This window comes from Cytobacillus sp. FSL W8-0315 (genome assembly GCF_038002905.1).
Classification (GTDB): domain Bacteria; phylum Bacillota; class Bacilli; order Bacillales; family Cytobacillaceae; genus Cytobacillus; species Cytobacillus pseudoceanisediminis.
In genome coordinates this window covers 19871-46528 of sequence record NZ_JBBOOC010000002.1, presented here as the reverse complement: position 1 = coordinate 46528, position 26658 = coordinate 19871, and the positions used below count along the sequence as shown (strand labels likewise).

Annotated in this window: 23 protein-coding genes and 1 pseudogene; 19 read left to right on the top strand and 5 right to left on the bottom strand. The window is 36.6% G+C overall.

The features are described from left to right. Positions 1–35 precede the first annotated feature (35 nt). The 9 genes from MKY20_RS24075 (at position 36) to MKY20_RS24035 (ending at position 8772) form a co-directional block, all read left to right on the top strand. Positions 36–1013 carry an ABC transporter permease gene (locus MKY20_RS24075; RefSeq protein WP_009336021.1) on the top strand — a complete coding sequence of 326 codons (978 nt, stop codon included), beginning with the start codon at positions 36–38 and terminating at the stop codon, positions 1011–1013. Beyond that, positions 1006–1863: an ABC transporter permease gene (locus MKY20_RS24070; RefSeq protein WP_009336022.1), complete on the top strand. Its 858-nt coding sequence runs from the start codon at positions 1006–1008 to the stop codon at positions 1861–1863. The genes MKY20_RS24075 and MKY20_RS24070 overlap by 8 nt, the downstream gene beginning before the upstream one ends. 3 nt (positions 1864–1866) lie before the next feature. Next, the gene (locus tag MKY20_RS24065) at positions 1867–2838 is read left to right on the top strand and encodes an ABC transporter ATP-binding protein (protein ID WP_009336023.1); all 972 of its coding nucleotides are present in this window, start codon (positions 1867–1869) and stop codon (positions 2836–2838) included. Continuing rightward, on the top strand, positions 2831–3835 hold the full coding sequence (locus tag MKY20_RS24060; RefSeq protein WP_009336024.1) for an ABC transporter ATP-binding protein: 1005 nt from the start codon (positions 2831–2833) through the stop codon (positions 3833–3835). The genes MKY20_RS24065 and MKY20_RS24060 overlap by 8 nt, the downstream gene beginning before the upstream one ends. 16 nt (positions 3836–3851) lie before the next feature. Continuing rightward, positions 3852–4481: a nitrite and sulphite reductase 4Fe-4S domain-containing protein gene (locus tag MKY20_RS24055; RefSeq protein ID WP_009336025.1), complete on the top strand. Its 630-nt coding sequence runs from the start codon at positions 3852–3854 to the stop codon at positions 4479–4481. Positions 4482–4596: 115 nt separating this feature from the next. After that, a complete protein-coding gene (locus MKY20_RS24050) occupies positions 4597–4944 on the top strand; it encodes a metal-sensitive transcriptional regulator (RefSeq protein ID WP_009336026.1) in 348 nt (115 codons plus the stop codon). 14 nt (positions 4945–4958) lie between these two features. Next, positions 4959–5165 (top strand): copper chaperone CopZ, encoded by a 207-nt coding sequence (copZ, locus tag MKY20_RS24045; RefSeq protein ID WP_009336027.1) that lies wholly within the window; start codon positions 4959–4961, stop codon positions 5163–5165. 131 nt (positions 5166–5296) lie between these two features. Then, entirely contained in the window at positions 5297–7726 is a 2430-nt protein-coding gene (locus MKY20_RS24040) for a heavy metal translocating P-type ATPase (protein ID WP_009336028.1), read from the top strand. Between the two features lie 539 nt (positions 7727–8265). After that, positions 8266–8772, top strand: coding sequence for a GNAT family N-acetyltransferase (locus tag MKY20_RS24035; protein ID WP_284522418.1), 507 nt, complete (start codon positions 8266–8268; stop codon positions 8770–8772). Positions 8773–9117: 345 nt separating this feature from the next. Here the strand turns inward: MKY20_RS24035 and MKY20_RS24030 are convergent, their stop codons facing one another. After that, complete coding sequence (locus tag MKY20_RS24030; protein ID WP_034297806.1) at positions 9118–9507, bottom strand: hypothetical protein; 390 nt, start codon at positions 9505–9507, stop codon at positions 9118–9120. A 590-nt stretch (positions 9508–10097) separates the two neighbouring features. Here MKY20_RS24030 and MKY20_RS28745 point away from each other — a divergent pair. After that, a pseudogene (locus MKY20_RS28745) lies at positions 10098–10478 on the top strand (IS1595 family transposase); the annotation flags it as partial. 966 nt (positions 10479–11444) lie between these two features. Further along, positions 11445–12062, top strand: a complete 618-nt coding sequence (locus tag MKY20_RS24020) for a YdhK family protein (RefSeq protein WP_009336031.1) — start codon at positions 11445–11447, stop codon at positions 12060–12062. A gap of 111 nt (positions 12063–12173) precedes the next feature. On the opposite strand, the gene MKY20_RS24015 is transcribed toward MKY20_RS24020, so the two are convergent. From MKY20_RS24015 to resA, 3 genes are all read right to left on the bottom strand, one after another. Beyond that, complete coding sequence (locus tag MKY20_RS24015; RefSeq protein WP_034297810.1) at positions 12174–12851, bottom strand: response regulator; 678 nt, start codon at positions 12849–12851, stop codon at positions 12174–12176. Next, positions 12829–14226, bottom strand: coding sequence for a sensor histidine kinase (locus MKY20_RS24010; RefSeq protein ID WP_009336033.1), 1398 nt, complete (start codon positions 14224–14226; stop codon positions 12829–12831). Before MKY20_RS24010 ends, MKY20_RS24015 begins: the two co-directional genes overlap by 23 nt. A 717-nt stretch (positions 14227–14943) precedes the next feature. Next, on the bottom strand, positions 14944–15465 hold the full coding sequence (gene resA / locus MKY20_RS24005) for a thiol-disulfide oxidoreductase ResA (protein WP_009336034.1): 522 nt from the start codon (positions 15463–15465) through the stop codon (positions 14944–14946). A gap of 720 nt (positions 15466–16185) precedes the next feature. On the opposite strand from resA, the gene MKY20_RS24000 reads away from it, so the two are divergent. The 7 genes from MKY20_RS24000 to hutH all read left to right on the top strand — a co-directional run bounded on the left by MKY20_RS24000 (position 16186) and on the right by hutH (position 24226). Next, positions 16186–17841 (top strand): peptide ABC transporter substrate-binding protein, encoded by a 1656-nt coding sequence (locus tag MKY20_RS24000; protein ID WP_034297814.1) that lies wholly within the window; start codon positions 16186–16188, stop codon positions 17839–17841. Between the two features lie 129 nt (positions 17842–17970). Next, positions 17971–18900, top strand: a complete 930-nt coding sequence (locus MKY20_RS23995) for an ABC transporter permease (protein WP_009336036.1) — start codon at positions 17971–17973, stop codon at positions 18898–18900. Between the two features lie 4 nt (positions 18901–18904). Further along, complete coding sequence (locus MKY20_RS23990; RefSeq protein WP_009336037.1) at positions 18905–19822, top strand: ABC transporter permease; 918 nt, start codon at positions 18905–18907, stop codon at positions 19820–19822. 43 nt (positions 19823–19865) lie between these two features. After that, positions 19866–20888: an ABC transporter ATP-binding protein gene (locus tag MKY20_RS23985; RefSeq protein WP_009336038.1), complete on the top strand. Its 1023-nt coding sequence runs from the start codon at positions 19866–19868 to the stop codon at positions 20886–20888. 120 nt (positions 20889–21008) lie between these two features. Next, complete coding sequence (locus tag MKY20_RS23980; RefSeq protein ID WP_009336039.1) at positions 21009–21995, top strand: ABC transporter ATP-binding protein; 987 nt, start codon at positions 21009–21011, stop codon at positions 21993–21995. A gap of 68 nt (positions 21996–22063) precedes the next feature. Next, a complete protein-coding gene (gene hutP, locus MKY20_RS23975) occupies positions 22064–22516 on the top strand; it encodes a hut operon transcriptional regulator HutP (RefSeq protein ID WP_009336040.1) in 453 nt (150 codons plus the stop codon). A 180-nt stretch (positions 22517–22696) separates the two neighbouring features. Further along, positions 22697–24226 carry a histidine ammonia-lyase gene (gene hutH, locus MKY20_RS23970; RefSeq protein WP_009336041.1) on the top strand — a complete coding sequence of 510 codons (1530 nt, stop codon included), beginning with the start codon at positions 22697–22699 and terminating at the stop codon, positions 24224–24226. A gap of 271 nt (positions 24227–24497) precedes the next feature. Here the strand turns inward: hutH and MKY20_RS23965 are convergent, their stop codons facing one another. Continuing rightward, on the bottom strand, positions 24498–25373 hold the full coding sequence (locus MKY20_RS23965) for a LysR family transcriptional regulator (protein WP_009336042.1): 876 nt from the start codon (positions 25371–25373) through the stop codon (positions 24498–24500). A 313-nt stretch (positions 25374–25686) separates the two neighbouring features. On the opposite strand from MKY20_RS23965, the gene MKY20_RS23960 reads away from it, so the two are divergent. Continuing rightward, positions 25687–26655 (top strand): pyridoxal-phosphate dependent enzyme, encoded by a 969-nt coding sequence (locus MKY20_RS23960; protein ID WP_232292561.1) that lies wholly within the window; start codon positions 25687–25689, stop codon positions 26653–26655. The last annotated feature ends 3 nt before the right edge of the window (positions 26656–26658 follow it).

Genomic DNA, 26658 nt, shown 5'->3' with positions numbered 1-26658 from the left:
GTATAAAGACATCTACATATTTGGAGGTGAAAGAGTTGGGTAAATTCATAGCTGGCAAGCTTTTGCAATATTTAATTGTCATATTCCTTATGTTGACGTTAAATTTTCTATTGCCCCGTCTAATGCCCGGAAATCCATTAGTTTTTTTAGCTGGCGAAGATGTTGGATTTATGTCCAGTGCAGAAAAAGAAGCTATTTTAGACAAATATGGTCTGAATGATTCTATCATTGAACAATATGGAGCTTATATAAAGAATATTTTCACAGGTGATTTTGGATATTCTTATCAACAAAAGAGGCCTATCTCAGAACTTTTGGTAGAGAGACTCCCATGGACAATGCTTCTAACAGGTCTCGGGCTTGTACTCTCAACTGTTATTGGTGTCATGTTTGGTGCGATATCAGCATGGAAACGGGGCACCAGAACGGATGCAAACCTTCTTACTGTCTTTATGTTTTTAAGTGCCATGCCTTCTTTTTGGGTTGGCATGATATTAGTATCTATTTTTTCTGCTCAATTAGGCTGGTTGCCGGTCTTTGGTGCAGAAAGCGCATGGTCCAACTTCTCAGGAATGGAGCGGCTAATTGATATTGGAAAACACCTGGTACTCCCATTAGCTACTCTTATATTGATTTCTGTTACGAGTACATTTATGATCATGCGGTATTCTATGCTGAATGTCCTTGGAGAAGATTATATTATGATGGCTAAAGCTAAGGGCGTAAAAGAAAAGGCTATTAAGTATAAGCATGCTATGAGGAATGCACTTCTTCCCGTGGCTACTGTCTTTATGCTTAGCTTAGGATTTACTCTAGGCGGTGCAACTGTTATTGAAACCGTCTTTGCCTATCCGGGCGTCGGCCGTTTAATGTTTGAATCTGTATTAAGCAGAGATTACCCTCTTATACAGGCGACATTCCTGATTATTACTTTTAGTGTAGTCATTGCTAACTTTCTTGCAGATTTAATTTATCCCTTAATTGATCCAAAGGTGGGAAGCGGCAATGGTTAATCAAAAGTTAAAGAGATATTGGCAGGTACTTACATCAAATAACATTGGTTTGTTTGGCTTAATTCTTTTAGCGATCTTTTTATTGATTGCCCTTTTAGCGCCAATCCTTGCTCCATTTGATCCAACTGATCGGGTTGGAGCTCCATTTACAAAACCAAATAGCCAATTTTTGCTGGGAACCAATGATGTCGGCCAGGATATTTTAAGTGAATTGCTTTATGGAACCAGGATTTCCTTATTGATCGGAGTCATTGCGGCTTTTATTTCCATTCTCCTTGGCTGCCTGGTCGGAATCGTTTCAGGTTACTACGGCGGCAAAGTAGATGCATTCCTAATGAGATTAGTAGACTTAGTGCTTGTTATCCCTTTTCTTCCTTTAATGATTTTGCTGGCCGCTTTTATTGGCCCTAGTTTTTGGAACATCGTCCTGGTTATCAGTCTAATTTCATGGGCGAGTCCAGCGAGGGTAATAAGATCACAGGTCCTAACACTGAAAACAAAAGGATATGTGGAAGCTGCAAAGTCTATAGGCACAAACATTACAGTCATTCTAAGCAGACATATTCTCCCGGGCGTCATTCCTATAGCTCTTTCCCAGTTTGTTTTAGCAGCGAGTCATTCAATATTAATCGAAGCCTCACTAAGCTTTTTAGGGCTAGGGGATCCGTTTACAAAAAGCTGGGGGACCATTTTATATTATGCTCAGGCCAGAGGTGCGTTTTTAACTGATGCCTGGATATGGTGGGTTCTGCCTCCAGGCTTATTAATAACAACATTGGTCATTGGATTTGCCTTTACTGGCTATTCACTGGAAGAAATTCTGAATCCCCGATTGAGAAAGGAGCGTTAGTTTATGAACACCGTGTTGTCAGTAGAGAACCTTTCAACCTACTTTAAAACGGATAAAGGCATTGCAAAGGCAGTAGAAAATGTTTCTTTTTCACTCAATAAGGGAGAAATGTTAGGTTTAATAGGTGAGTCAGGATGTGGCAAAACAACAGTTGCCCAATCCATTTTAAGGTTAATAGAATATCCTGGAAAAGTAGTATCCGGACGTGTCTTATTAAATGGAAGAGATCTCATAAAGGCTTCTGATAAAGAACTTGCTTCCTTGAGGTGGAAAGAGATTTCGGTAATTCCTCAAAGTGCAATGAACGCTTTGAATCCTATTTTCACAATAGGAGATCAAATTATGGAATCCATTTTCCTTCACGAAAATGTGAGCAAGCAGGAAGCCCTCAAGCGCACTAAGACCCTTCTCGAATTAGTGGGTATAGATGGTGAGCGGTGGAGAAGCTATCCTCATGAATTCAGTGGAGGGATGAAACAAAGGGTTGCCATTGCTATGGCATTAGCTTGTAATCCAAAATTGGTTATATCTGATGAATCTACAACTGGACTGGATGTTTTAACGCAAGCACAGGTAATCGCCTTAATCAAAAGCCTTCAAAAGAAAATGGACTTATCTGTCATCCTGATATCTCATGATCTACCGATGGTTACAGCCATTTGTGATAAGATAGCCATCATGTATGCAGGCAATATCGTAGAATGGGCAACCACGGAGGATATTTTAAAAAATGCACAACATCCATACTCACAAGCACTTTTAAACGCTTCACCTGATTTAGGCAATCCGGAAAAGGAAGTCGTATCTATACCAGGAAGTGTCCCAAATTTAGTGAATTTCCCAAATTCCTGCCGGTTCCATACAAGATGTCCACATGCCTTTGATAAATGCCGGCAGGAGAATCCGGAATTTAAAGAAATTAGAAACGGACATTATACAGCCTGCTTTTTAGAGGAGGTAGGAACCCATGGATGAACGCTACCTTTTAAAAGTGAGCAATTTGAAAAAAACCTTCATTAAAAAGTCAGGAACTTTTTTAAAAAGAAAAAGAACCGAAGTATATGCTGTAAATAATATCAATTTAGAAGTCAAGAAAGGCGAAATCCTTGGAATTATTGGGGAAAGTGGCTGCGGTAAAACGACAACGGCCAGAATGGTTATGCGCCTTATGAAAGAAACCGAAGGGGAAATAATTTTTGAGGGAAAAAACCTTTGTAATTTAAAAGAAGCAGAGACTAACAAAGTCAGAAAAAAAATGCAAATGATATTTCAAGATCCTTATGATACGTTAAACCCAGGCATGAGAATTCTAGATATTTTAATGGAACCGATTAACGCACATGAAAAAGATTTGCCTTACGAAGCAAAATTTAAAAAGGTAGTAGAGGCCATAGAAAATATTGAGTTGCGACCTGCAGAAGACTTTATTTATCGATACCCTCATCAATTAAGCGGAGGGCAAAGACAAAGGATTGCCATTGCCAGAGCGATCATCTTAAAGCCATCTTTTATTGCTGCAGATGAGCCTACATCTATGCTTGATGTATCAGTAAGAGCAGGAATTTTGAACCTTCTGCTTGAATTAAGAAAGAAAATGGGACTTACCATGATGTTTATTACACATGATTTATCTACAGCGAGTTATATGTGTGATCGAATTGCAGTAATGTATCAAGGAAAAATAGTAGAAATTGGTCCCACGAAAAAAATTATTCAGCATCCATCGCATCCCTACACGAAAGCACTCGTTGCTGTGGTTAAAGATCTAAATCATTTTATTAAGAATAGGGAGAAGCTGATTCTTGATGGGGAGGTCGATTCCACAAAAGAGGAAAAAGGATGTCCATTTGTCTCAAGGTGTCCTCATAAAGAAGCTGTCTGTCATTCACAGGTGCCTAATTTGGAGTCGCTAGACAACGGCCATTCAGTCTCTTGCCATTGTCATACAGAATTGTTGGAAAAGACTTCATAAGAAAGGAAGAACCGTAATGGAAAATCAAAGAAAAAAGGTAAAAATGGCTGTAAATGGAGGAATCAATTTTGGTGCAAAGCTTAATGCCAAGCAGTTGCTTGTTATAGCGAAATATATGGAGGATCAGGATGAGCTTGAATTAACTACTTTTCAGCAACTCTATATTGACGTATTTGAGGACAAGAAAGACGAAATTATCTCAGAATTTGAACAGGCAGGACTCCGGTGTTATCCAGTAGGGAGCTTTGTTAAAAGCTTAAGGACATGCAACTTTTGCAAAGGAGAAGAAGAAGAAGGAATGCCAGTAGCAAAAGAGTTGAATGAACGAATAGCAGGTATTCCTGTTCCTTTCACATTAAAGCCTGCTTATACGGGCTGTCCTGTAGGATGTGGTGAACCGCTAGTCAATGACATAGGTATTATGAAGGTAAAAGATCATTATGATTTATATATTGGAGGAAAAGCGAAAGGAAAAGATGCTGAACCGGGGTATCTTCTAATGAAGAATCTTAAACCAGAAAATTTATATGCAGCGGTTGAAAAGATTATTGAATTTTATCAGCAGCAGGGAAAGAAACGAGAGGCATTTCATAAGTTTGTAAACAGGATTGGCAAAGAGACGATATTGAAAGAAATTAATATTTAAGCTGAAGATACAGATCGAGTTCACAAAAATAACATATTTTACAAAAAATTATATCCTTTCCTATTTACATAGGGTACGGGGGTATGATATATTTAATTTGTAAGGGGGAAGCTAAGTGCAATCTAAATTCAATACAAATGCATTATTAATCGAAGAAGAAAGCTGCTGCGCAAGCGAGAGTGAGAGAAAAAGTCACCATTCGGATAAGGTAAAAAACAATCTTGTGACTCGATTAAACCGAATAGAAGGCCAAATCCGCGGAATAAAAGGTTTAATTGAAAGAGACACTTATTGTGACGATGTCATTACTCAAATATCAGCAACACAATCTGCGTTAAACAGCGTGGCAAAAATTCTTTTAGAAGGGCATTTAAAAGGATGCGTAGTGGACCGCCTACAACAAGGGGATTTGGAAGTATTAGATGAAGTACTTGTTACTGTCCATAAGTTAATGAAAAAATAAAGGAGCTGTTAATAATGGAAAAGGTTACATTAAATGTAGAAGGAATGTCATGCGGACATTGCATTAAAGCAATTGAAGGAAGTGTAGGAGAATTACCTGGTGTTTCGAATGTTAAGGTTCATCTTGAAAGTGGAAAAGTTGATGTAGAATATAACTCTACAGAAGTTTCCCTAGAGAAAATAAAGGAAACAATTGATGATCAAGGGTATGATGTAAATTAAATCAGAAGAAGGGGTGTGCAAATGCGGCACCCTCTCTTTTTCTAAAAAATATACCCAACATGGGTATATAGAGAGCAACTCACGTTACATCAAATTCATCCTCATTTCAATCTAAAAAGGAGGAATAAAATATGGCGGAGCAAACAATAGCCAAGACGCAAGCGAAGGCTACTGGGGAAAATGTCACATTGAGCATAACCGGTATGACATGTGCTGCATGTGCAACCCGTATTGAAAAAAACATTACGAAGGTTCCAGGTGTAAAAAAAGCTAGTGTTAACCTTGCTACAGAAAAAGCTTCTGTAACGTATGATCCTACAGAAGCCACTGTTGAAGATGTTATTGCAAAAATAAAAAAGACAGGTTACGGGGTTCAGGAAGAAAAAGTCCAGCTTGATATCATAGGAATGACATGCGCAGCGTGTGCAACCCGTGTTGAAAAAGGGCTAAAAAAGATCGAAGGGATAACAAGTGCAGCTGTCAATTTAGCAACTGAAAAAGCTAATATAGAGTACATTCCTGGAAATACGAATATCGAGCAAATAATAGCTGCTGTAAAAAAAGTCGGCTATGATGCCAAGGTAGTTGGCGATAGGGATGAGGATTATGAGCGCAGCGCAAGGGAAAAAGAGTACAAAACACAGATAAGGAAGTTTACTATTGGGGCAATTCTATCCGTATTCTTTTTAGTTCAAATGATATCGGATTTTGCAATGGAATATGGTAATGGAATGTTTTTTCATATGAGTCCTTGGGTCCAATTTCTTCTTGCTACTCCAGTTCAATTCTATGTGGGCGGCCATTATTACCGTGATGCATACAATGCGGTTCGCGGTGGCAGTGCTAATATGGCTGTCTTAGTTGTACTGGGGACTTCAGCCGCCTACTTTTACAGTCTTATTGTCACTATTTTAGGTACAGGGCAATTCTTATATTATGAAGCAGCTGCCATTGTTATGACTTTAATTGTTTTAGGAAAACTGCTTGAAACAAGAGCTAAAGGACAAACATCAGAAGCGATCAAAACGCTGATGGGGCTTCAAGCAAAAACAGCTAGGGTCATTCGGGATGGAGAAGAACTTGACATTCCTCTTGAAGAGGTTCAAACAGGAGACTTGATCTTTGTTCGTGCTGGAGAAAAGATTCCTGTTGATGGAGAAATAATAGAGGGAAACACTACTGTTGATGAATCTATGCTAACAGGCGAAAGTATGCCTGTTACAAAAGGAACAGGCGATACAGTCATTGGAGCAACGGTAAACAAACATGGTGCATTTACATTTAAAGCTACCAAAGTGGGTAAAGATACGGCATTAGCCCAAATTATTAAACTTGTCGAAGAGGCTCAAGGTTCGAAAGCTCCTATTCAGAAACTCGCTGATAAAATATCTGGGATCTTTGTGCCAATCGTAATCTTAATAGCACTTGCTACATTTGCTATCACTTACTTCCTTGCAGGATTTACTCCTGCACTTGTCAGCACTATTGCTGTACTTGTTATTGCATGCCCTTGTGCATTAGGCTTAGCGACACCGACTGCTGTAATGGTTGGTACTGGTAAGGGTGCTGAGAACGGACTTCTTATCAAAGGGGCAGAACATCTTCAAACTTCACAGCGGGTAACTACTGTTGTATTGGATAAGACCGGAACGATTACAAAAGGGGAACCAGATGTAACAGATATCGTTACTTTTGGAAAATTCTCAGAAGATGAATTACTGCAGGTGGCTGCATCTGCTGAAAAAGGATCGGAGCATCCACTTGGAGAAGCAATTATTAATGGAGCAAAAGAAAAAGGTCTTCAGCTTCAAGATGCCCAAGACTTTATTGCCATTCCAGGTCACGGCATTCAAGTTAGTATCAGTGATCAAAAGGTATTTATAGGAAATAAAAAGCTAATGCTCAAAAATAATATAGATATAGGTGCTGCGTTAAGTCGGATGGAACAGCTTGAAGGAGAAGGGAAAACCGCTATGCTTATAGCAGTCAATGACAGTCTTGCCGGAATAATAGCAGTAGCGGATACAGTTAAAGAAACATCTGCAAAAGCAATTAAACATCTAAAAAATATGGGTATAGAAGTTATTATGATTACTGGCGATAATAAGTTGACAGCAGAAGCAATTGCCAAGCAGGTGGGGGTTGATCGGGTACTTGCTGAAGTACTTCCTGAGGACAAATCAGCCGAAGTCGAAAAATTAAAGCAGGAAGGAAAAATTGTAGCCATGGTTGGGGATGGTATCAATGATGCGCCGGCACTGGCTGCAGCCCATGTTGGTATTGCTATTGGAACGGGGACTGACGTTGCAATGGAGGCAGCAGATATCACTTTAATGCGTGGTGACCTGATGGGAATAGTTGATACCATCAGCTTATCCAAATCAACCATGAGAAAAATAAAACAAAATCTCTTCTGGGCATTTGCCTATAATGTTATATTGATACCTGTTGCAGCAATTGGCCTTTTAAACCCAATTCTCGCTGGAGGAGCCATGGCTTTCAGTTCTGTCTCGGTAGTAGGTAATACTTTATTTTTGCGAAAATGGAAGCCTGTACGCTAAATTGGTTTAATTAAAGTTATTTATTTTTTCAAAAGAGGGTATGACTCACATTAGTGTCCTGAAGTCATACTCTTTTTTTTCGTAATAACGACTATGGTTACCACGATACTATTTATTGACCAATTCAGAAATTGTTGGGTGGTTTTATATAGTAGAGTTAAGTTCTGCTTGAGGTTAAAATTTAAAAACGCCTCATAGGTTATTAAACAAGACCCCTCTAATTTCATTTTAAAAGTTATTTCAAGAAGGTAGTTTACTTTCGATCATACTGAAAAAATGTCATTTTTAGGTAAGTAGTGTGCTACTACTTTTTTATTCTGAAATTCATTCAAACCATCAGAAAATTCATTCAGATTTTCTGGAATTTTCACCCTCACCTCAAAGAGAAAGATATGACTTGAAATAAAGTGATACAAGTATGATTTGCTGGCATTTCTCCAGCAATATTTGTTTTAATAAATTTAAGCATTACCTAGAAAGAATTTGTTGATAGGCGTAAGAATTGAATCACAATTCAAATAGGAGGCAAATTTATACTTATGGTTATAATTCGTGAGGCACTAGATACTGAACTAGAAATTATTCGTGAACGAAGAGTGCAAGCATATGAAGAACATATAAACAGTATCCCCAAGGGCCACTGGGAAGCCCTTAAGACGGCTATATCCTCGGATGCTGATGAACAGCAAGGGGTTGAACTTTTAGTAGCTGAAATAAATGGAGAAATAGCTGGAAGTGTGGCTTTATTCCCTCCGAAGTCAGATGCGTATAAGGGGCTTGCCGATATGTTAGAATATCCAGAAATTAGAATGCTTGCAGTTAGCCCTGAATATAGAGGTAGAGGTATTGCAGAGGCTCTAGTAAGAGAGTGCATTCAGCGAGCAAAATCTAAAGGCTTTCCTTGTATTGGTTTACATACTGCTGAGTTTATGAAATCAGCATTACTGATATATAAACGTATGGGTTTTGAAAGAATACCACAATTTGACTTTCAGCCAGCAAATGACGGGATCATCGTGAAAGCATTTAACTTATCCATTAAATGAGATGTATTATAAAACTCAGAGCAGGTATAAAATCATCTATATGACCTCATTTTATTTAAAGTTAATCGAACTCCATGGTTGATCTTAAGTAATGGATTTTCAGGTGTCTGTTATATTCATGCAAAAAGAACAAAGATAAAAATAAAAAAAGGGTGCAGGCTGAATTTTCAGCTGCATCCTTTTTTCTTAGCAAATTCTTCTGTGAATATAATGATGCAAACCTTCTAATATGGTTCAAGCGCACTACTAAATATAAACTTAAAAAACTAGCCAATAAAGTCTATTGAACTTTACAAATATTAGTAAAAGAAAAAAGGAGTAGCCACTCCTTTTTTTTTCTGACTATTAAAATAAGAGCTTCAAAAATGACCAGCTCATTAAAAAAAACGTGCCCCCGGAGGCTATTAATATAGTAGTTAACTTTCTTTTTTCCCTATTTTGAAGGAGTTTATATTCTTTATAAGTAATAAGGCCTTTTGCAAACTGTAGTCCTACTTCATCTACATTGACGGAATAAGGCCTTCCATCAGTATCTTCAAGCACGACCTTTGTAACTAAAGGCAAAGTTCCACCAGAAGATAAATTTAAATTACTTTGTATAGATAAATTTTCTTTAATTTTAATGCTCTCACCACTAGTAGTAGTTATACTGACTAGTTTGTAAATAGAGTGTTCCCTAATTTCCTCACATATTTTAAGGGCTTGTAATTCAATAACATTATGAGTAAAGCACAAGTTCTTCACCCCTTCTTTAAAACAACAGGAAAGTTAATTCCGAAATCTTAGATGTTTAACAAGGAAGACAATCGCATTAAAAGAGATTATGGTTTTTCTTTTCTCAATAATATGCAAGGTAAAAAGTATTTGTGTATGCATAATTTATGCAAATATTTTAGGTATAAGTAAGATACAGAGAAATTAATCGGCTTGGAAAATTATATACTCTCCAAAAATCAAAAAATAGAACCACTCTGGTTAGTGTGTAGTAACTTGTAAATCACTCACGATCGAATGTACCACTTTAACTTTGAAGGACTAATAAGATTGGAGATATAATAAATGGTCTTTCTATCTTGGTTTATTCAACTCTTGATTATTCTGATTATAATTATTATAGAACAATTTGACAAGGAACAGCCTCTGTATTGCAATAAAGTAATTATTTTTTTTGCACTTGTTGCCGGAACAATAATACTATATATCGCATTTTAGCTTAATTGAGAAGAAAATAAGTGTTAAGTGTTTTCAATTCTTTAATACCCTTCTATTATGTGCAAATACACAGATTTCTTGAAGACATGGTTTAAATTGAAATCCTATCCAAGCGGGTTAAAGCTGAAGAAACTGATGCAGTGATTGGTGAATTCATTCATCTATTGGCTCTGTTATGCACTGATATGGCAACGAACTAAAAAAATTTCTCGAAGATAAAAGGCTTGCTGCACGAAACGATTAACGAACGTCAAAAGCAAAGAGTAAAAAAAAGCGATCTATCATATACAGCACGTCACTAACTTCCACAGCTTAAAGGGTTGGATGGAGCGTTTTCAGGGTGTTGGAACATATTATCTAGATCATTACCAAAACTGGTTTATTTGGGTTGAATTAGTAAATCACTCTTACCAATAGATAAACGCATGGAACATAGTTTGATTTCAACCTGCCAAAAATCAAACTATCATACAGTTGAGATGTTAAGAAGTTGAACAGGCAGTTAGATAAAAAAACGCTCAGAGCCTTTTTTACTCTATGCGTCGTAAATTTAAATAAAACGTTGCTCCATGAAAGCTAACATATTCGGAGGAAATAAAATTAAGGCATAGAACTTGTAACAAAGTGTATCCCAACTGTAATTATACTTAGGAAAACCATAAAATAGCACGATGACAACAATAGTTTTTTTATCAACAATTGCTCATTTATTCTTTTCTGGACAAAAAACCCAACCGCAACAACTATAAGCCATAACACTACTCCTAGCAATGAGAATAAGTATCCAGAGTTCATTATCCAAAGAATTAAAATAGATGCGTGAAATAATAATAGAATCCCAGCAAATGCTTTCAAATTCTTCTCTCCCTTTCTCTATAAAGATGCAAATTCAATCTTCAATAATCCTGCTCTTTCGCTCAAGAAGTTCCTCATACATAATACCATAAAAAGTAAAAACAACATTCTTTATGAAAAGAGCCTTCAAGAACAATAGTTATATACCTAAGCAGCCGATAAAGAAGTTGGGATAAAGAAAGAGGTTCTTCCTTATATTTTTAAACGTTTTTACAGAGGGATAGATCCAGGAACAGCAAAACAGGAGGAATTGGCATAAAGTTCTCCATCGAAATAGCACTAGTTAATGTAAACGCGGGAGAAATAAATATAAAAGTTAATATATGCTGGCAGCCACTCTGGCTGTTCTTATTTCCTATTAAAGGTAACCACTAACACGTTGTGCGGCTTGCCATTAATTATTAAATAGATACTCTTAAAAATAGCCATTTGTATAGTCTATAGTATTTATCAAATAAAAATCCCAAAGCTATGCAGAAGAATAATTTAGTTTCTAGTGGGGAATAGATTTAAGGACAAAATTTTTTATAGAAACTGCTTTCATCACATTTTCTGCACATTTTTTAGGTATGATATTCTAAATTACTTAAGGAGGAGTTATTTAAATGTTAAAAATGAAATTAAGGAATTCTATGTTATTTGCATTACTTACTGCTCTTTTATTACTTTTGGGAGCTTGTTCAAATGCAAATGATGAAAACACGGGAAACAATGAAGGCAACGAGAATACAGAAGAGAGCCAAGAGAATATGGATGAAGATATGGAAGGCATGGATCACAGTAATATGGATATGTCTGGATCGGGCGAAGTTCCCGAAGGTTTAGAAGAAGCAGCTTCACCAACTTATGAAGTTGGAAGCAATGCGATTATTGAATCTGATCATATGCCAGGTATGAAAGGCGCTGAAGCAACTATTGTAGGGGCATACGATACTACTGTTTATACTATCTCTTATACTCCGACAACGGGGGGAGAAAGAGTGGAGGATCATAAATGGGTCATCCATGAAGAAATAGAAAACGCCGGTGAAGAACCTTTTGAACCTGGAGCAGAAGTTACTGTAAATGCAGAACATATGGAAGGCATGGACGGAGCAACTGCAGAAATTGATTCAGCTGAACAAACAACTGTTTACATGGTTGACTTTACTACGACAACTGACGGCAAAGAAGTGAAAAATCATAAATGGGTGACTGAAAGTGAGCTATCCCCAGCTGAATAGTTTGTAAGATAGAAGATCGATTAAAAATAGAAAGTCGATTCCTTAGCGAAGGAATCGACTTTTGTTATGATTGGGTTTGATTTGAATGCTTAAGTTGAAATAGGCTGCGAATTAATCCTTTCCTGTCCATTTATATCCCACACCCCAAACTGTCAGTAAATAATCATCCGCCGGAAATCCTGCCTTTCTCAGCTTTTCTCGTATGTTTCTAACATGAGAGTCAATTGTACGGTCTTCAATTGATACCCCAAATCCCCAAACCGATTCAATTAAGTGATCTCTAGAGAAAACCTTGTTTCTGTTACTTATAAGTAACTGTACCATCGCAAATTCTTTAGGTGTCAACAATACCTCTTTATCTTCATAATAAAGCTCATAGGAATCTGGTTTTAGTAAAAGACCTTTAAATGCGATGAACTCATCTTCTTTTGCAGTTCTTCTAAGTACTGCTTCAATCCTTGCTACAAGTTCTTCTTCATCAAATGGTTTTAAAATATAATCATCTGCACCTAATTTTAACCCTTTAACAATATCAGGTTTCTCACTTCTCGCTGTGAGCATGATTATCGGGATATCCCTGACTTTTTTTAATTCTTTGCATGCTTTCCAGCCATCCATTTCAGGCATCATCACATCTAATAATATTAGATCTGCGGGTTGTGATTCTATAAACCTGATTGCTTCTATTGCAGATGACTTTTTGACGCAATTATAACCTATTGGGGTTAAATACAGGGCAAGTAAATCCAGCATTCTAGATTCATCATCAACTAATAGTATCGTTTTCAATTTTATCTGCTCCTTTAAAGACAAGTTCAAATTCTGTTCCTTTTCCTTCCTTGCTTCTCACAGAAACAGTCCCCCCATGGGCTAGAACAAGCTCCTTTACAATGGCGAGCCCCAAACCTGTTCCTCCTAAAGATCTCGTTCTGGATTTATCTACACGATAAAAGCGGTTTAGAATATAAGGCAGATCTTCTTCGGGAATCCCTTTTCCATTATCTCGAACTTTAATATAGACATCCTTCTTTTTATTGTTTACAGATAGAATCGTTTTGGCCCCAGGTGGAGAGTATTTAATAGCGTTATCCAGTAAATTAAAGATGATTTGCTCAAGCCTAGTAGGATCAGCGATAATAACCGCTTCTTTTGGACAAATTACATCCAATTCCATTTCTTTTTCTTGGAAAGCCGGAGAAAACTTTTGCTCTATTTTCAAAATAAAGTCTGTTAAGTCTATAGGTCTTTTCTGTATAACGAACGAATTTTTATCCATTTTCGCAAGATCAAAAAGATCCTTAATTAAATCAGAGAGACGATTTGCTTCTTCATGAATAATATTTAAATATTTATCTCGATCCTCAATAGATAAATTCCTTTTATGAACAATATCGGCATATCCCTTGATATAGGTGAGGGGTGTCCTGAGTTCATGAGAAATGCTCGCCAAAAAATCGTTTCGCTCTAGTTTTAAATAATGTAAATCGCTTGCAAGCCGAGAGATAGAATCGGCTAAATCCCCAAGTTCGTCATTCCTATTTTTGGGGAGAGAAACAGTAAAATCTCCTTTACTGATTTGAGAAGTAGCTTCCTTCATTTTTATTAAAGGTTTAGCAAGACCTTTTGAAAGAAAAATGATTACAGTTAAGGTTAAAAAGACAGCAAATATTCCTGTTAATATAAAGTGTTTATTTAGTCTGTCAATCAGAGAGTGTATCGATTCTGTTTCTTGAAACATAAAAACCTTCGCGGTAATGTCGCCATCTATTTCGACAGGGCTAACCGTTGAGATAAACTTTCCCTCTTTCCAGTTACCGTCAACTACCTCTCCATCTCGTGGGATTACTGAGTCTGCACTATTAATATGGTCTTGAATATCGCTGCTTTTTGATGAGGAACCAAGTATTCGACCATTCATATCGGTAATAACGACATCCGTATTTGCCTCGGATTCCATTAAAGATACATGAGAGATTGTATCTTGATCAAAATGCTTTTCGAGAATGTCCCTATGGGCGTTACCTCTAGCTTGTAAAGAAATAAACTCTTCTTCTATTCTTGAATCTACAAGGGCCGAGTGTAAGAAGAAAAACATAAAAATCTCAAGGCTAAAAATAATTAGAAAGAATACTATTCCAAGCTTTATTGAAAGCTTTTTTTTCATTTATTTCACCCATTTCCCAAGAAGCTGCTAATTTATATTATATTTCATGAATTTGAAGAAATTATGCAGAATAAGGTGATACTCTTTGGATATTATTACTTGTGACTATATCTGAATTTACTTAAGTGATAAGTATTTCTTTAATACTGTATCAATAGTTCTTTTTTTGACGGCCTTGTATGCTTTAAAAAGGAAGGAAACATTATTCCTCTGAAGCAGCGTAATTATGGGTAGTTCCGATAGCGGTCAAGTTTATTCTTCCCACTAAAAAAAACAAACCAAGTTGTCATCGGACCAAGCAACGGTTGGAGAATAGGAATCTACGGATGAAGTCACAATTAGTTTGAGAATTTCCACCCTTAATACAATATATAAAGGCTTCACACCTATTTATTATAATAAGAGTGTAGCAATTAAAGAAAACTTATTTCTTTACAGGGAAATTGTAATGGTTGGAATATTCGCAGTTTAGCAAATCCATAATAGATATAGCAGAGTTTAGCTATCTACTAAACAAATTATTTAGATAATTGATGAAGAAATGCATTTGCCGTCTTAAATGCGCTGCGGACATTATAAGTTGACCGTTTGGCTTAAGATTAAGGTATTCATGATTTAAAAGTCACTTGCATTCTATTAAACATTAAATCCCAATTTCTCAATATAATAATGAGAAATTGGGATTTTTATTAACCGACCTTTGGAGTCAGCGTTTTGTTATGGGGCAATTGAATTCATATAATCCCCTATATTTTCCTCAGTCAAAGTTCCAGTTAAGGTTTTAACAACATTCCCATCCTTATCAATTAAGATTGTAGTGGGTATTGGGCCAATGTTATATAATTCCGTTACAACACTTCCCCTGTCCATCAAGATTGGAAACGTCAAGTTATGTTTTTTTACGAAAGTCGAGACAGCTAAGTCACTTTCATCTATATTGACCGCGAGAATTTCTACACCTTTCTCTTTATATTGTTTATATTGATTCTCCATATATGGCATTTCTTTTTCACAAGGTTTACACCATGTGCCCCAAAAATTCAAAAATACCCCTTGTCCTTTTAAATCAGATAATCTTATTTGATCTCCGTCCAAGGTTTCTAAAGAAAAATCAGGAGCAGCTGTCCCTTCTTTTATTGAAACTTTATCTTTTGTCAAATTGGCGTAAAGAGTATAACCGACAGCACCAAAAAGCAACAACAAAATTACACAACGTATGATCAATCTCTTAGTTTTCATAAAAATCTCCTTCGTTGTTTCACTATAATTATAATGAAAATGGTTATTAGAATATTTGAGAAGCATATATGTAAAAAGGGCTTATAACTCTTGGTGGAAACCCAGTGGAGTTACATACTTTAAAAAATTTAATTTTCCTAATTCAATATATATATAGACACCCAAGAAGGTCCTCTTATTTTAGCTATTATCTTAATTAATACCAAAAAAATAAAATGATGATACACGCAGTTAGAGCCAAAAAGGGCATGCTAATACAGCCAAACCGGTTAATTATTGGCAAACTGTAAAGTACCGCTTAGAGACATATTGGCACAAATGATGGTCCCTTCTAAACTTCTAATTTAAATTATATGTCTTAAATTTGAAGAATTTATGCAGAATATGACAAAATTATTATTTTGCTCTAAATACCTTTTTATTTGTGTCTCTTTTAAATAATCCATATAAACGAAGTATTGACAATTCGAATAAATTTACTTAATATTATGATTAATTATTATATTTTGAATATTATATATAATCAAATTCAATACTTATATAGTCTACAGTTATTAGTTGAAATTAAGGGGGCTATATCGAATCACTATGTGCATTTTGCATGGTTATTCGATATGCTTCCTTTTTTATATTTAAGTAGGTTTCGGAGGTGATAAGGAGTAAATTCTCAAGTAACTTAGCGTTTTCGTAAATTAAAAACGAATAATGGGGGGATATTTGATGATTAATACGAGAAGTCGATTATTATTTTTAACCTTCTTAGTAATTAGTTTATTTATCAGTGCTTGCAGTAATAATAGTCAGGTTAATAATCAGAACAGCACAGAAAATAATAACGATAAAACGGAGTCCGCTAACAAAGAACAAATAATTACGATAAATGCATTATCCGAACCTCCTAGTCTTGAGCCGGCTTTAATAGATAACCAGATTGCTGGGGATATATCAAACCAATTATTTGAAGGTCTTGTTCGCTTGGATAAAGAAGGAAACATTGCTCCAGGTGTAGCTGAAAAATGGGATGTTTCTGAAGATGGTACTGTTTACACTTTCCATTTAAATAAAAATGCAAAATGGTCAAACGGTGACCAAGTACAAGCAGAAGATTTTGTTTATTCCTGGGAGAAGGTATTGCGTCCAGAAGTTGCTGCCCCACTTGGAAGTAATCTATTTTTTATAAAAAATGGAGCAGCATATAACGAAGGAACGATTAAGGATCCCGCTGAGCTAGGTGTTAAAGCAGTAGATGAATATACCCTTGAGGTTACTTTAGAAAAACCAACTTCTTTCTTTTTGGGATTAACAGCGTTTTTCACACTATTACCTATAAACAAAGAAGTAGATCAAGCAAATACAAAATGGGCATCAGAAGCTGAGTCTTTTGTTTCAAACGGTCCATTTAAAATAGAGAGCTGGAAGCACGGACAAGAATTAATAATGGTACCTAATGAAAATTATTGGGGAAAAGATGTCGTAAAACTGGATAAGTTAAAGTGGGTGATGGTGAATGAACAAAACACAGAATATGCCATGTACCAATCAAATGAACTGGATTTCTCTGCTAATTTACCAAATTCAATTAGAAATAAATTAATTTCATCTGGAGAGGCAAAAACAGCACCGAGCGCAAGTTTGGCTTATTTACGTTTTAATCATAATGATAAAATTTTTGCTAATGAAAAAATACGCCAGGCATTAAGTCTGGCACTCGATAGAAATCTCTTAGTAGAAAAAGTGACACAAGGAGGAGAAATTCCAGCTCTAGGTTTAATACCAATAGGACTGAGTAGCGGTGCTGGGGAATTTAGGGAATTGGCCGGTGACACATTGTTTCAGGATAATGATGTTGAAACTGCAAAAACTTTGCTCCAGGAGGGACTTGATGAATTAGAACTTTCCGCTTTCCCGAAAATGAATCTACTATTCTATACGGACGATACGTACAATAAGCTTTCACAGGCCATGCAGGAAATGTGGAAGAAAAACTTAGGCATAGAAGTGGAGCTCCAAACAATGGAGCGGAAGGTTTTTGTTCAAAATGTCCAAGCAGGAGATTATCAGTTCGCTATATACAGTACTGGTGCTGACTATGACGATGCCAGTAATTTAATGGGACAATTCATGACCGGGGATGTTTATAACTATAGCAATATCTCAATTCCAGAGTACGATCTATTAATGAAAAAAGCAGAAGCAGAATTAAACCTAGAAAATCGTGCCAAGTATTTGGTTGAGGCTGAAAAGGTTCTGATAGACCAGATGGCTATTTCTCCTCTTTATTATCGTACAAAGGTGTATCTGCAAAAGGATCATATAAATGGAATTTATCAATATACTATCCAGGCCATTGATTTCCGAGAGGCATATGTAAAGTAGTGATAAAAGATAGGTAAACCGGTGAAAATTTTAGTTTATGTAGCTTTTAATAACTGGAAGAGTGTACAAAGCGTACACTTTTTCAGTTTGTTCTATCCAGTTGCTTCTCAAAAATAAAGGAGGGGAAATATGCGCCAGTTTCTGACTAGGAGAATTATTAGTGTCTTTATGACATTGTTCGTAATTATTTCACTTACCTTTTTATTAATGTACGCCATACCAGGAGATCCTTTTACAAGTGAAAATCGAATACCAGAACAAGTAGTTGAAAACTTAAAAGAGCATTATGGACTTAGTGATCCCATGTACATTCAATATTTTAAGTATCTTAAGGGAGCCTTACTATTCGACTTTGGTCCTTCGATCAAGTGGGACAATCAAACAGTGAATGAATTAATAGCAAGCGGGTTTCCAGTTTCTGCTTTGATTGGTTTGCAAGCAATTATTATTGCAACCTTTTTTGGCATTGCATTAGGCATTCTTGCTGCAATTCGACACAATAGTGCAATTGACTATTTTTCAATGATTATTGCTATTCTTGGCCTTTCCGTTCCCAGCTTCATATTCGCAACAGTTTTAATTAACTTTTTTGCTATTAAAATGCAATGGTTTCCTGTTGCCACTTGGGGGACTTGGAAGCACTCTGTTTTGCCTAGTGTTGCCCTAGCCGTGACACCAATGGCATATATCGCCCGCCTAACTCGATCAAGTATTCTTGAGGTCTTATCGATGGATTATATCCAGACAGCGATGGCCAAAGGAGTAACAGGTACAAGATTCGTGTTTAGGCATGTGCTTAGAAATGCTATGATTCCGGTTGTAACTATTCTGGGTCCCATTACAGCCACTGTATTAACAGGCAGCTTTGTAATTGAACAAATCTTCGGTGTGCCTGGATTAGGTAAATATTTTGTGGAAGGCATTACTGATAGGGATTATCCATTGATTTTAGGGACTACAGTTTTTTATAGTGCTATTCTAATATTCTTTGTTATATTAGTCGACATTGCCTATGTTCTTATCGATCCAAGAATAAAGCTTCTTAGAGGGAGGGGATAGCCAAATGCAGCCAGTTCGGGATGAGCTCTTTGTATTTAAGAAAAAAAACAGAGAGGAGAAACTACTTAGTAAACCAAGTGTTTCATTTTGGAGAGACGCATTGAGAAGACTGAAACAAAACAAGCTAGCTATGACAGGATTCAGTATGATAATTCTTTTAATCGCAATGTCCATTATAGGTCCAATGCTTGTACCTTATTCGTATTCTGACCAAAGTCTGCTAAATGCTAATCTCCCCCCATCAAAAGGTTTTTGGTTTGGAACAGACGATTTAGGAAGAGATATATTTTCAAGGACTTGGATAGGCGCCAGAATTTCCCTCTTTATTGGAATAACAGCCGTTTTATTGGACTTAATAATTGGTGTTATATGGGGAGGTATTGCAGCCTACAAAGGTGGAAAAACAGATGAAGTCATGATGCGAATCGTAGACATCCTTTATGGATTGCCTCATTTGCTTGTGACAATTCTATTAATGGTCGTATTAAAGCCTGGATTACTCACCATTATCATTGCTATGGCCGCAACTGGATGGATTGGAATGGCCCGTTTAGTCCGTGGGGAAATTTTGAGATTGAAAGAGTCTGAATTTGTATTAGCATCACAGGTATTAGGGGGAAACTTTTTCAGAGTGCTTTTTAAACACCTGATTCCAAATGCTATGGGCCCAATCATTGTAAGCATGACGCTATCTGTCCCTGGTGCAATATTTGCCGAAGCAACTTTAAGTTTTTTAGGACTTGGTGTACCTGTTCCGCTTGCAAGCTGGGGAACAATGACGTCAGAAGGTCTTGTCACCTTATTAACAGGTGAGATATGGCGCTTATTTTTTCCAGCTTTATTTATCTCATTAACCATGTTTTCTTTTAACGTATTGGGAGATGGCTTAAGGGATGCACTAGATCCAAAACTTAAAAAATAAGAACCTCTAAATTTTAACTTTCATCAAAGTAAGGAGGATAAAAATGAACAAACTTCTAGAAGTAAAAGATCTTCACGTTCAATTTCACTCTAATAACCGGCATATCCAAGCGGTCCGCGGGGTTTCTTTTCATATCAATAAAGGGGAAGTTCTTGCTATCGTCGGGGAATCGGGATGCGGGAAATCAGTTACTGCAAAAAGTATTATGAAATTGCTGCCTGAGAAAACTTGCACCATCCCCAAGGGATCCATATTGTTTAACGGGAAAGAAATAACCACAATGAAGAAAAAACAGCTATCTAAGATTCGTGGGGCAAAGATAGGAATGGTATTTCAGGATCCGATGACTTCATTAAATCCGACAATGAAGGTTGGCGATCAAATTGCTGAGGGTCTTATTATTCATAAGGGCTATAATAAAAAGTTAGCAAAGGAACAAACAATTGAAATTATAAAGCTAGTAGGAATACCGAACCCTGTACATTGCTTTTCAAAATATCCTCATCAACTTAGCGGTGGAATGAGGCAGCGAATTGTCATAGCTATGGCGCTGATTTGCAAACCTGATCTTTTAATTGCAGACGAACCCACAACAGCTTTAGATGTCACCATTCAATCTCAAATTCTAGATCTATTAAAAGATCTACAGCAAAAAATGGGCATGGCGATTATTCTTATTACACATGATTTAGGGGTAGTGGCAAGATTTTCGGATCGAGTCAATATTATGTATGCTGGAAAAATAGTCGAAAGTGGTACAAAAAATGAAATCTTTTACAAACCTAAGCACCCCTACACTCTTGGATTATTAGAGTCTGTACCTAAACTTGATCACAACCGAACCCAAAAGTTAACGGCCATCGACGGTACTCCACCGGACCTTTCAGAGCCTCCAAAGGGCTGCGCCTTTTCTCCGCGATGTCCTTTTGCAATGGAAGTTTGTGATGAACATAATCCGGATAAAACAGTACTTTCACGCACACATCATCTAAATTGCTGGTTAATGGATCCGCGAGCCCCCAAAACTGCATCTAACAAAGCAGCACCTATAGCGGCTAATGAATAAGAAACCGTACATTCACTAAATTTCGATAAATATGTATTTTTCCTAATCAATGAAAGCCTATTAGCCTTGCCGATGCAGAGATTATCTATTATCTCGACTTAGAAATGAAGGGAGCACTTGATGGAAAAAATCCTGGAAGTAAAAAACCTAACAAAACAATTTCAAATAGGGAAAGGATTAGAGTTAAAAGCGGTTGATGATATTTCGTTTGATATTTATGAAGGAGAAACACTTGGATTGGTAGGCGAATCCGGATGTGGTAAATCAACACTTGGAAGGACCATCATTCGTTTATATCAGGCAACATCAGGTAACGTAGTTTATAAAGGAAAAGATGTGCATATGTTATCTAATAACGATAAAAAAGACTTTCACAAAAATATGCAAATGATATTTCAAGACCCATACGCTTCCTTAAACCCGCGGATGACGGTTGCAGATATTATAGCAGAAGGCCTCGATATTCATCGTATTAAAAAAGGTGAGGCAAGAAAAGAGGAAGTGTATCAATTACTTGAAACTGTAGGTTTAAAGCGAGAGCATGCTAATCGTTATGCTCATGAATTTAGCGGTGGTCAGAGACAAAGGATTGGCATTGCAAGGGCATTGGCTGTAAGACCACAGTTTATCATAGCGGATGAACCTATATCAGCCCTTGATGTTTCCGTCCAGGCACAAATTGTTAATCTACTAATGGAACTCCAGAAGAAGAAGAAGCTAACGTATATTTTTATTTCACATGATTTATCGATGGTGAGATTAATCAGTAATCGCATCGGTGTGATGTATTTAGGAAATATGATGGAATTAGCACCTAGTAATAACCTCTACGAAAACCCGCTTCATCCATATACTAGTTCTCTTCTAAAAGCAATCCCGATTCCTGACCCAAATATAGAGGAATCCAAAGATCAAATGACCATTTCAGGAGATTTACCAAATCCAACCGATCCTCCCAGCGGCTGTGTTTATCGAACAAGGTGTCCATATGTAACAGAGGAGTGCTATAGGGAAAAACCCATTTTAAAACAGGTAGACGATCAACATTTTGTAGCATGCCATTTAGTGGGAATGAAATTATTAGAAAATTCAGTATTGACAAAATAATGATCTGTTAATAAGATTAATATATTCCTTTAGTCATACAATTTAACAGAATTGTGAGTGTCTGCCTAATGAACGTAAGACCTGATTCAAGAATCGGAAGAAACGCAATGCTTTTGGCTCTATTGGGCCAAGAGAAGCTAGAACCAGAGTTCATCAAGGATTTAAGATTACAAGGTTATATATATTGTCAAGGAAAGACGGGATCCATGGAAACGCAGAAGGTGGTTGCCTCTATTGAAACAGCAGCCAGGCAAAATCAAGTTATTGAAAAAGACATATACCGTGAAACGCATGCACTATATCACGCAATTATGGAAGCACTTCACGGTGTCACAAGAGGGCAAGTATTATTAGGAACTGTTTTACGAACGGTTGGATTAAGTTTCGCAGTAATTAGAGGCAAGCCATATAGTTCAGAGGAAGAAGGGGAATGGATAGCAGTGGCCCTTTATGGGACAATAGGTGCTCCGGTGAAGGGTTCTGAACATGAAGCCATTGGTTTAGGCATTAATCATATTTAATTAGTCCATAGTGATCAGTTATCAGGGGACTATATCAACAGATTTCTACGCTTAGAATCTGTTGGTATAGTCCCCTATTCTTTTTTAAAGAATTCTATCTATTGATGCACATTTTTTTAGTTCGCAAATTCGGAGTAGCCGTATCTTATTGAAATTAATTTTCCAAAAGGGTGGTTTGTTATGATTGAATTAACAGGAAATTCGTTAACCATGGAAAAAGCATTTAAAATTGTTTTTGAAAATGAACCTATTTATGTTCCTGATTATATTTGGGACAAAGTGAAAGTAAGCAGGAAAGCTGTTGATGATATTGTTGCAAACCAACAAGTAATATACGGAATTACAACAGGGTTCGGTAAGTTCAGTAATGTTTATATACAACAAAAGAATGTAGAGGAGCTGCAATTAAATTTAATCAGAAGCCATGCTTGCGGCACTGGCAAACCTTTTTCAGAAACTGTAACAAGAGCTATGGTCTTATTTCGCATTAATGCTTTGCTGAAAGGTTTATCTGGTATCCGAAGGAACGTTATTGAATTATTAATAAACTTATTAAATTATCAAATACATCCCATTGTACCTCAACAAGGCTCATTAGGTGCAAGCGGGGATCTTGCACCTCTTTCACATATAGCACTTGTTTTAGTTGGGGAAGGTGAAGTTGTGTACCAAGATAAAAAAATGGAGACTCTAGAGGCATTTGATAAAGTAGGGCTGCAGCCTATTTACTTAAAAGCTAAAGAAGGTCTGGCGCTTATCAATGGCACGCAAGCAATGACTGCAATGGGTGCGGTTGCTTATATTGAAGCAGAAAATCTTGCATTGCAGGCAGACTATATTTCTTCACTTACAATTGAAGGACTTCATGGGATTATCGATGCATTTGATGAGGATATACATTTAGCTAGAGGGTACAAAGAACAAATAGAGGTAGCTGCAAGAATCAGGAAGATTTTGAATGGTAGTCAGCTCGTTACAAAGCAAGGGGAGTTAAGAGTTCAAGATGCTTATTCACTGCGCTGTATCCCACAGGTCCATGGAGCAACATGGCAAGTATTGTATTATGTAAAAGAAAAATTAGAAATTGAAATGAATGCAGCCACAGATAACCCGCTTATCTTCGATAATAAAATATTATCCGGCGGAAACTTTCATGGACAGCCAATTGCCTTTGCAATGGACTTTTTATCTATTGGAATGGCAGAGCTGGCAAACATTTCAGAAAGACGTGTTGAACGATTAGTGAATCCCCAATTAAATGATCTGCCGCCTTTTCTTAGTCCTGAGCCTGGGTTACAATCTGGTGCAATGATCATGCAGTATTGTGCTGCTTCTTTAGTATCTGAAAATAAGAAATTAGCTCATCCGGCTAGTGTAGATTCAATCCCTTCTTCTGCTAATCAAGAAGATCATGTAAGCATGGGAACTATAGGTTCCCGATATGCATATAAAATTATTAATAATACAAGAAAGGTTCTATCAATTGAATATATTTGTGCTATGCAGGCAGCTGAATATAGAGGTATGTCAAAACTAGCGCCAATTACTCACCAGTTATATAAATTTGGTAGAAGTATAGTTCCATCAATTAAAAAAGACCGGATTTTTTCCAAAGATATAGAGAATATGGAAGTCAGACTAAAAGCTTTAAACTTTGAACAAAACTTTGTTATGCAGGTAGAGGATGCTGTGGCAGTAAAAAGGTTTTAGCGTTTGTCCCTCCGGCATAGGTTCTTTTCTGAAACTTAAAGAATATCTAGAGTATTAATTGAATCTGTTCTTCTTGGAAAGAATTAAAAAGCAAAGAAACTAACAAAAGGAGATCTATCTGAGAAAAATATATAAAAATTCACCCTGTAGGAATGAAGTGTTTTTCTTACAGGGATTTGATTTTTAAAAAGGATGCTCTTTAGAAAATCAATAAGGTGGTTTAACCATTATGACCTCATTAAATACTAGATTGAGCACCATCAAAAATAAATCACAAAAAAGTTGCCTTTAATACCTTTATGAGTAATTCAGAGTTCTCTATTGATTTTGTCATTTTTCTTTTCAGTAGATAGATAGACCTTTTCGGCATGGCAATTTCCGTAAGAAAAGGCACATTAATTACATTCTCTTGCTGGATTAAACGTTTAGCAACTGTATTGGGAAGAAAACCAAGTCCGGTTCGTGTTTTCAAGAACTTTAATAAAAGTGAAACATGATCAACTTGTATATGGTAAAAATCTTGATTAGAAGAAATTCCTCTAAACCACTCCGTAAATGTTCCTCCCCAATTTAAATGAATGTAATTGCAGTTCCGCAGGTCTTTGTCTAAAACGAAATTATTAGGAACAGGAAAACTCGGATCGGCAACCAGAACAAAAGAATCCTCAATAATTAGCTCCATAGTAATACTGGCATGATTAATTGGATAGAACACTATAGCGATATCGATTAATCCATCAATCATTTTTCTAATTAAAATATCAGAATGCTCCGTGACTAAAGATAATGAAATTTTAGGATGTGTTTGTTGAAAATTCTCCATGGATTCAAATAGTACGTAATCCCATAGTGCGTGTGTAGTGCCTATTATTAGATGTTCACTAAAGCTATTTTCTAATTGAACAGCCTTTATCCCTTCATTGTTTAATTCCAATATTCTCTCCGCATATGCGAGAAAAATTTTACCTGATTCTGTTAATTTGATGTTTCTCTTGTCCCTTTCAAATAAGTCTTTACCCAATTGTTTTTCAAGCATTTGAATCCTGGTTGTAACAGTTGACTGTACAACATTTAGTAATTCTGCTGTACGCGTAAAGCTTTTTGTATTGGCAACAAATATAAAGGCTTTAAGCTGTTCAATATCCATTAGAGCCCTCCTTAAATATATTCAAAAAACAAATTACTGTAATTAAAAATATTCGTTTTACAAATAAATTGTCGTCCATTAATATTATCATATATTTTAATAATTCTAAATATTTTAAATTTTAGGGAGGGGTATTGTGCATATTTGGAATAATACTGTGAAAGTTTTTGAATGCATTAAATGCAACCAGCATTTTTCACCAAATGATTACTTTACGGGTTGCCCTCTATGTTTGGAAAAACATGAACCTTCAAGTCTCAGAGTTTTGTATCAAAAAGACATACCATGGAACATAAACAAGTCAGCAAAAGGTATGTTTCGGTACGCAGAACGATTGCCCTACAAATCTTTTCCTACTCTTGGTGAAGGGGAAACGCCGATTATTAATATAAAAGGCCTTGGAAGTGAACTAGGTATACCCGAACTTTGGTTGAAAAATGAGGGACAAAATCCCACTGGATCCCATAAGGACAGGATGAGCCCACTAATAGTTGCAAGAGCTGCTTCCTTGAATCGATCAACGGTAATTGCTGCTTCTAGCGGCAACGCGGGTGCATCATTGGCAGCTTATGCAGCTGCTGGAGGATTACACTGCAAAATTGTGACAACCCCAAAAATTAATGTAGCTTGGGAAAAAGCAATTCGCCTTTATGGTGCTGAAATTATTAAAGTACAAAGTTCATTCGAAAGATGGGAAACAGTCCGAAAGATGGTGGAAGAAGGCGACTATCCAGCCACAAACTACAGCATTCCTCCGGTGGGAAGCAATATGTTTGGAGTTCAAGGATACACAACGGTGGCATATGAGATCGTTGAGCAAATGAGAGAATATCAGCCTACTGCTGTTATTATACCTTGTGCAAGAGGGGACCTGCTTTGGGGGATTTGGGAAGGATTTGTTGAATCGCTACGGCTAGGATGGATTGAATCCTTACCTCGTTTATATGCCGTGGAACCTTTTCCGCGCTTGGCTCATGTTCTTCAAGGGAGGGATTACAGAGGGAAATTTAGAGGCGATTCAAGTCTTTTACCTTCTATTGGTGGAGAAACGGTTACGTACCAATCTTTAGAAGCAATAAGATCTTCAGGAGGTGGAGCTGTAGTGGTTACCAATACTGAAGTTGAAAAGGCTCAATTGGAGTTAGCTAAAAGAGGGATTTTTGCTGAAGGGTCTGCAGCTGTAACATGGCCTGCTGTCTCAAAACTGGTCAAAGAAGGGAAAATGGACGAAAGTGACCGTGTGCTTTTGATGATTACATCACATGGCTATAAAGGAGTGTAATTT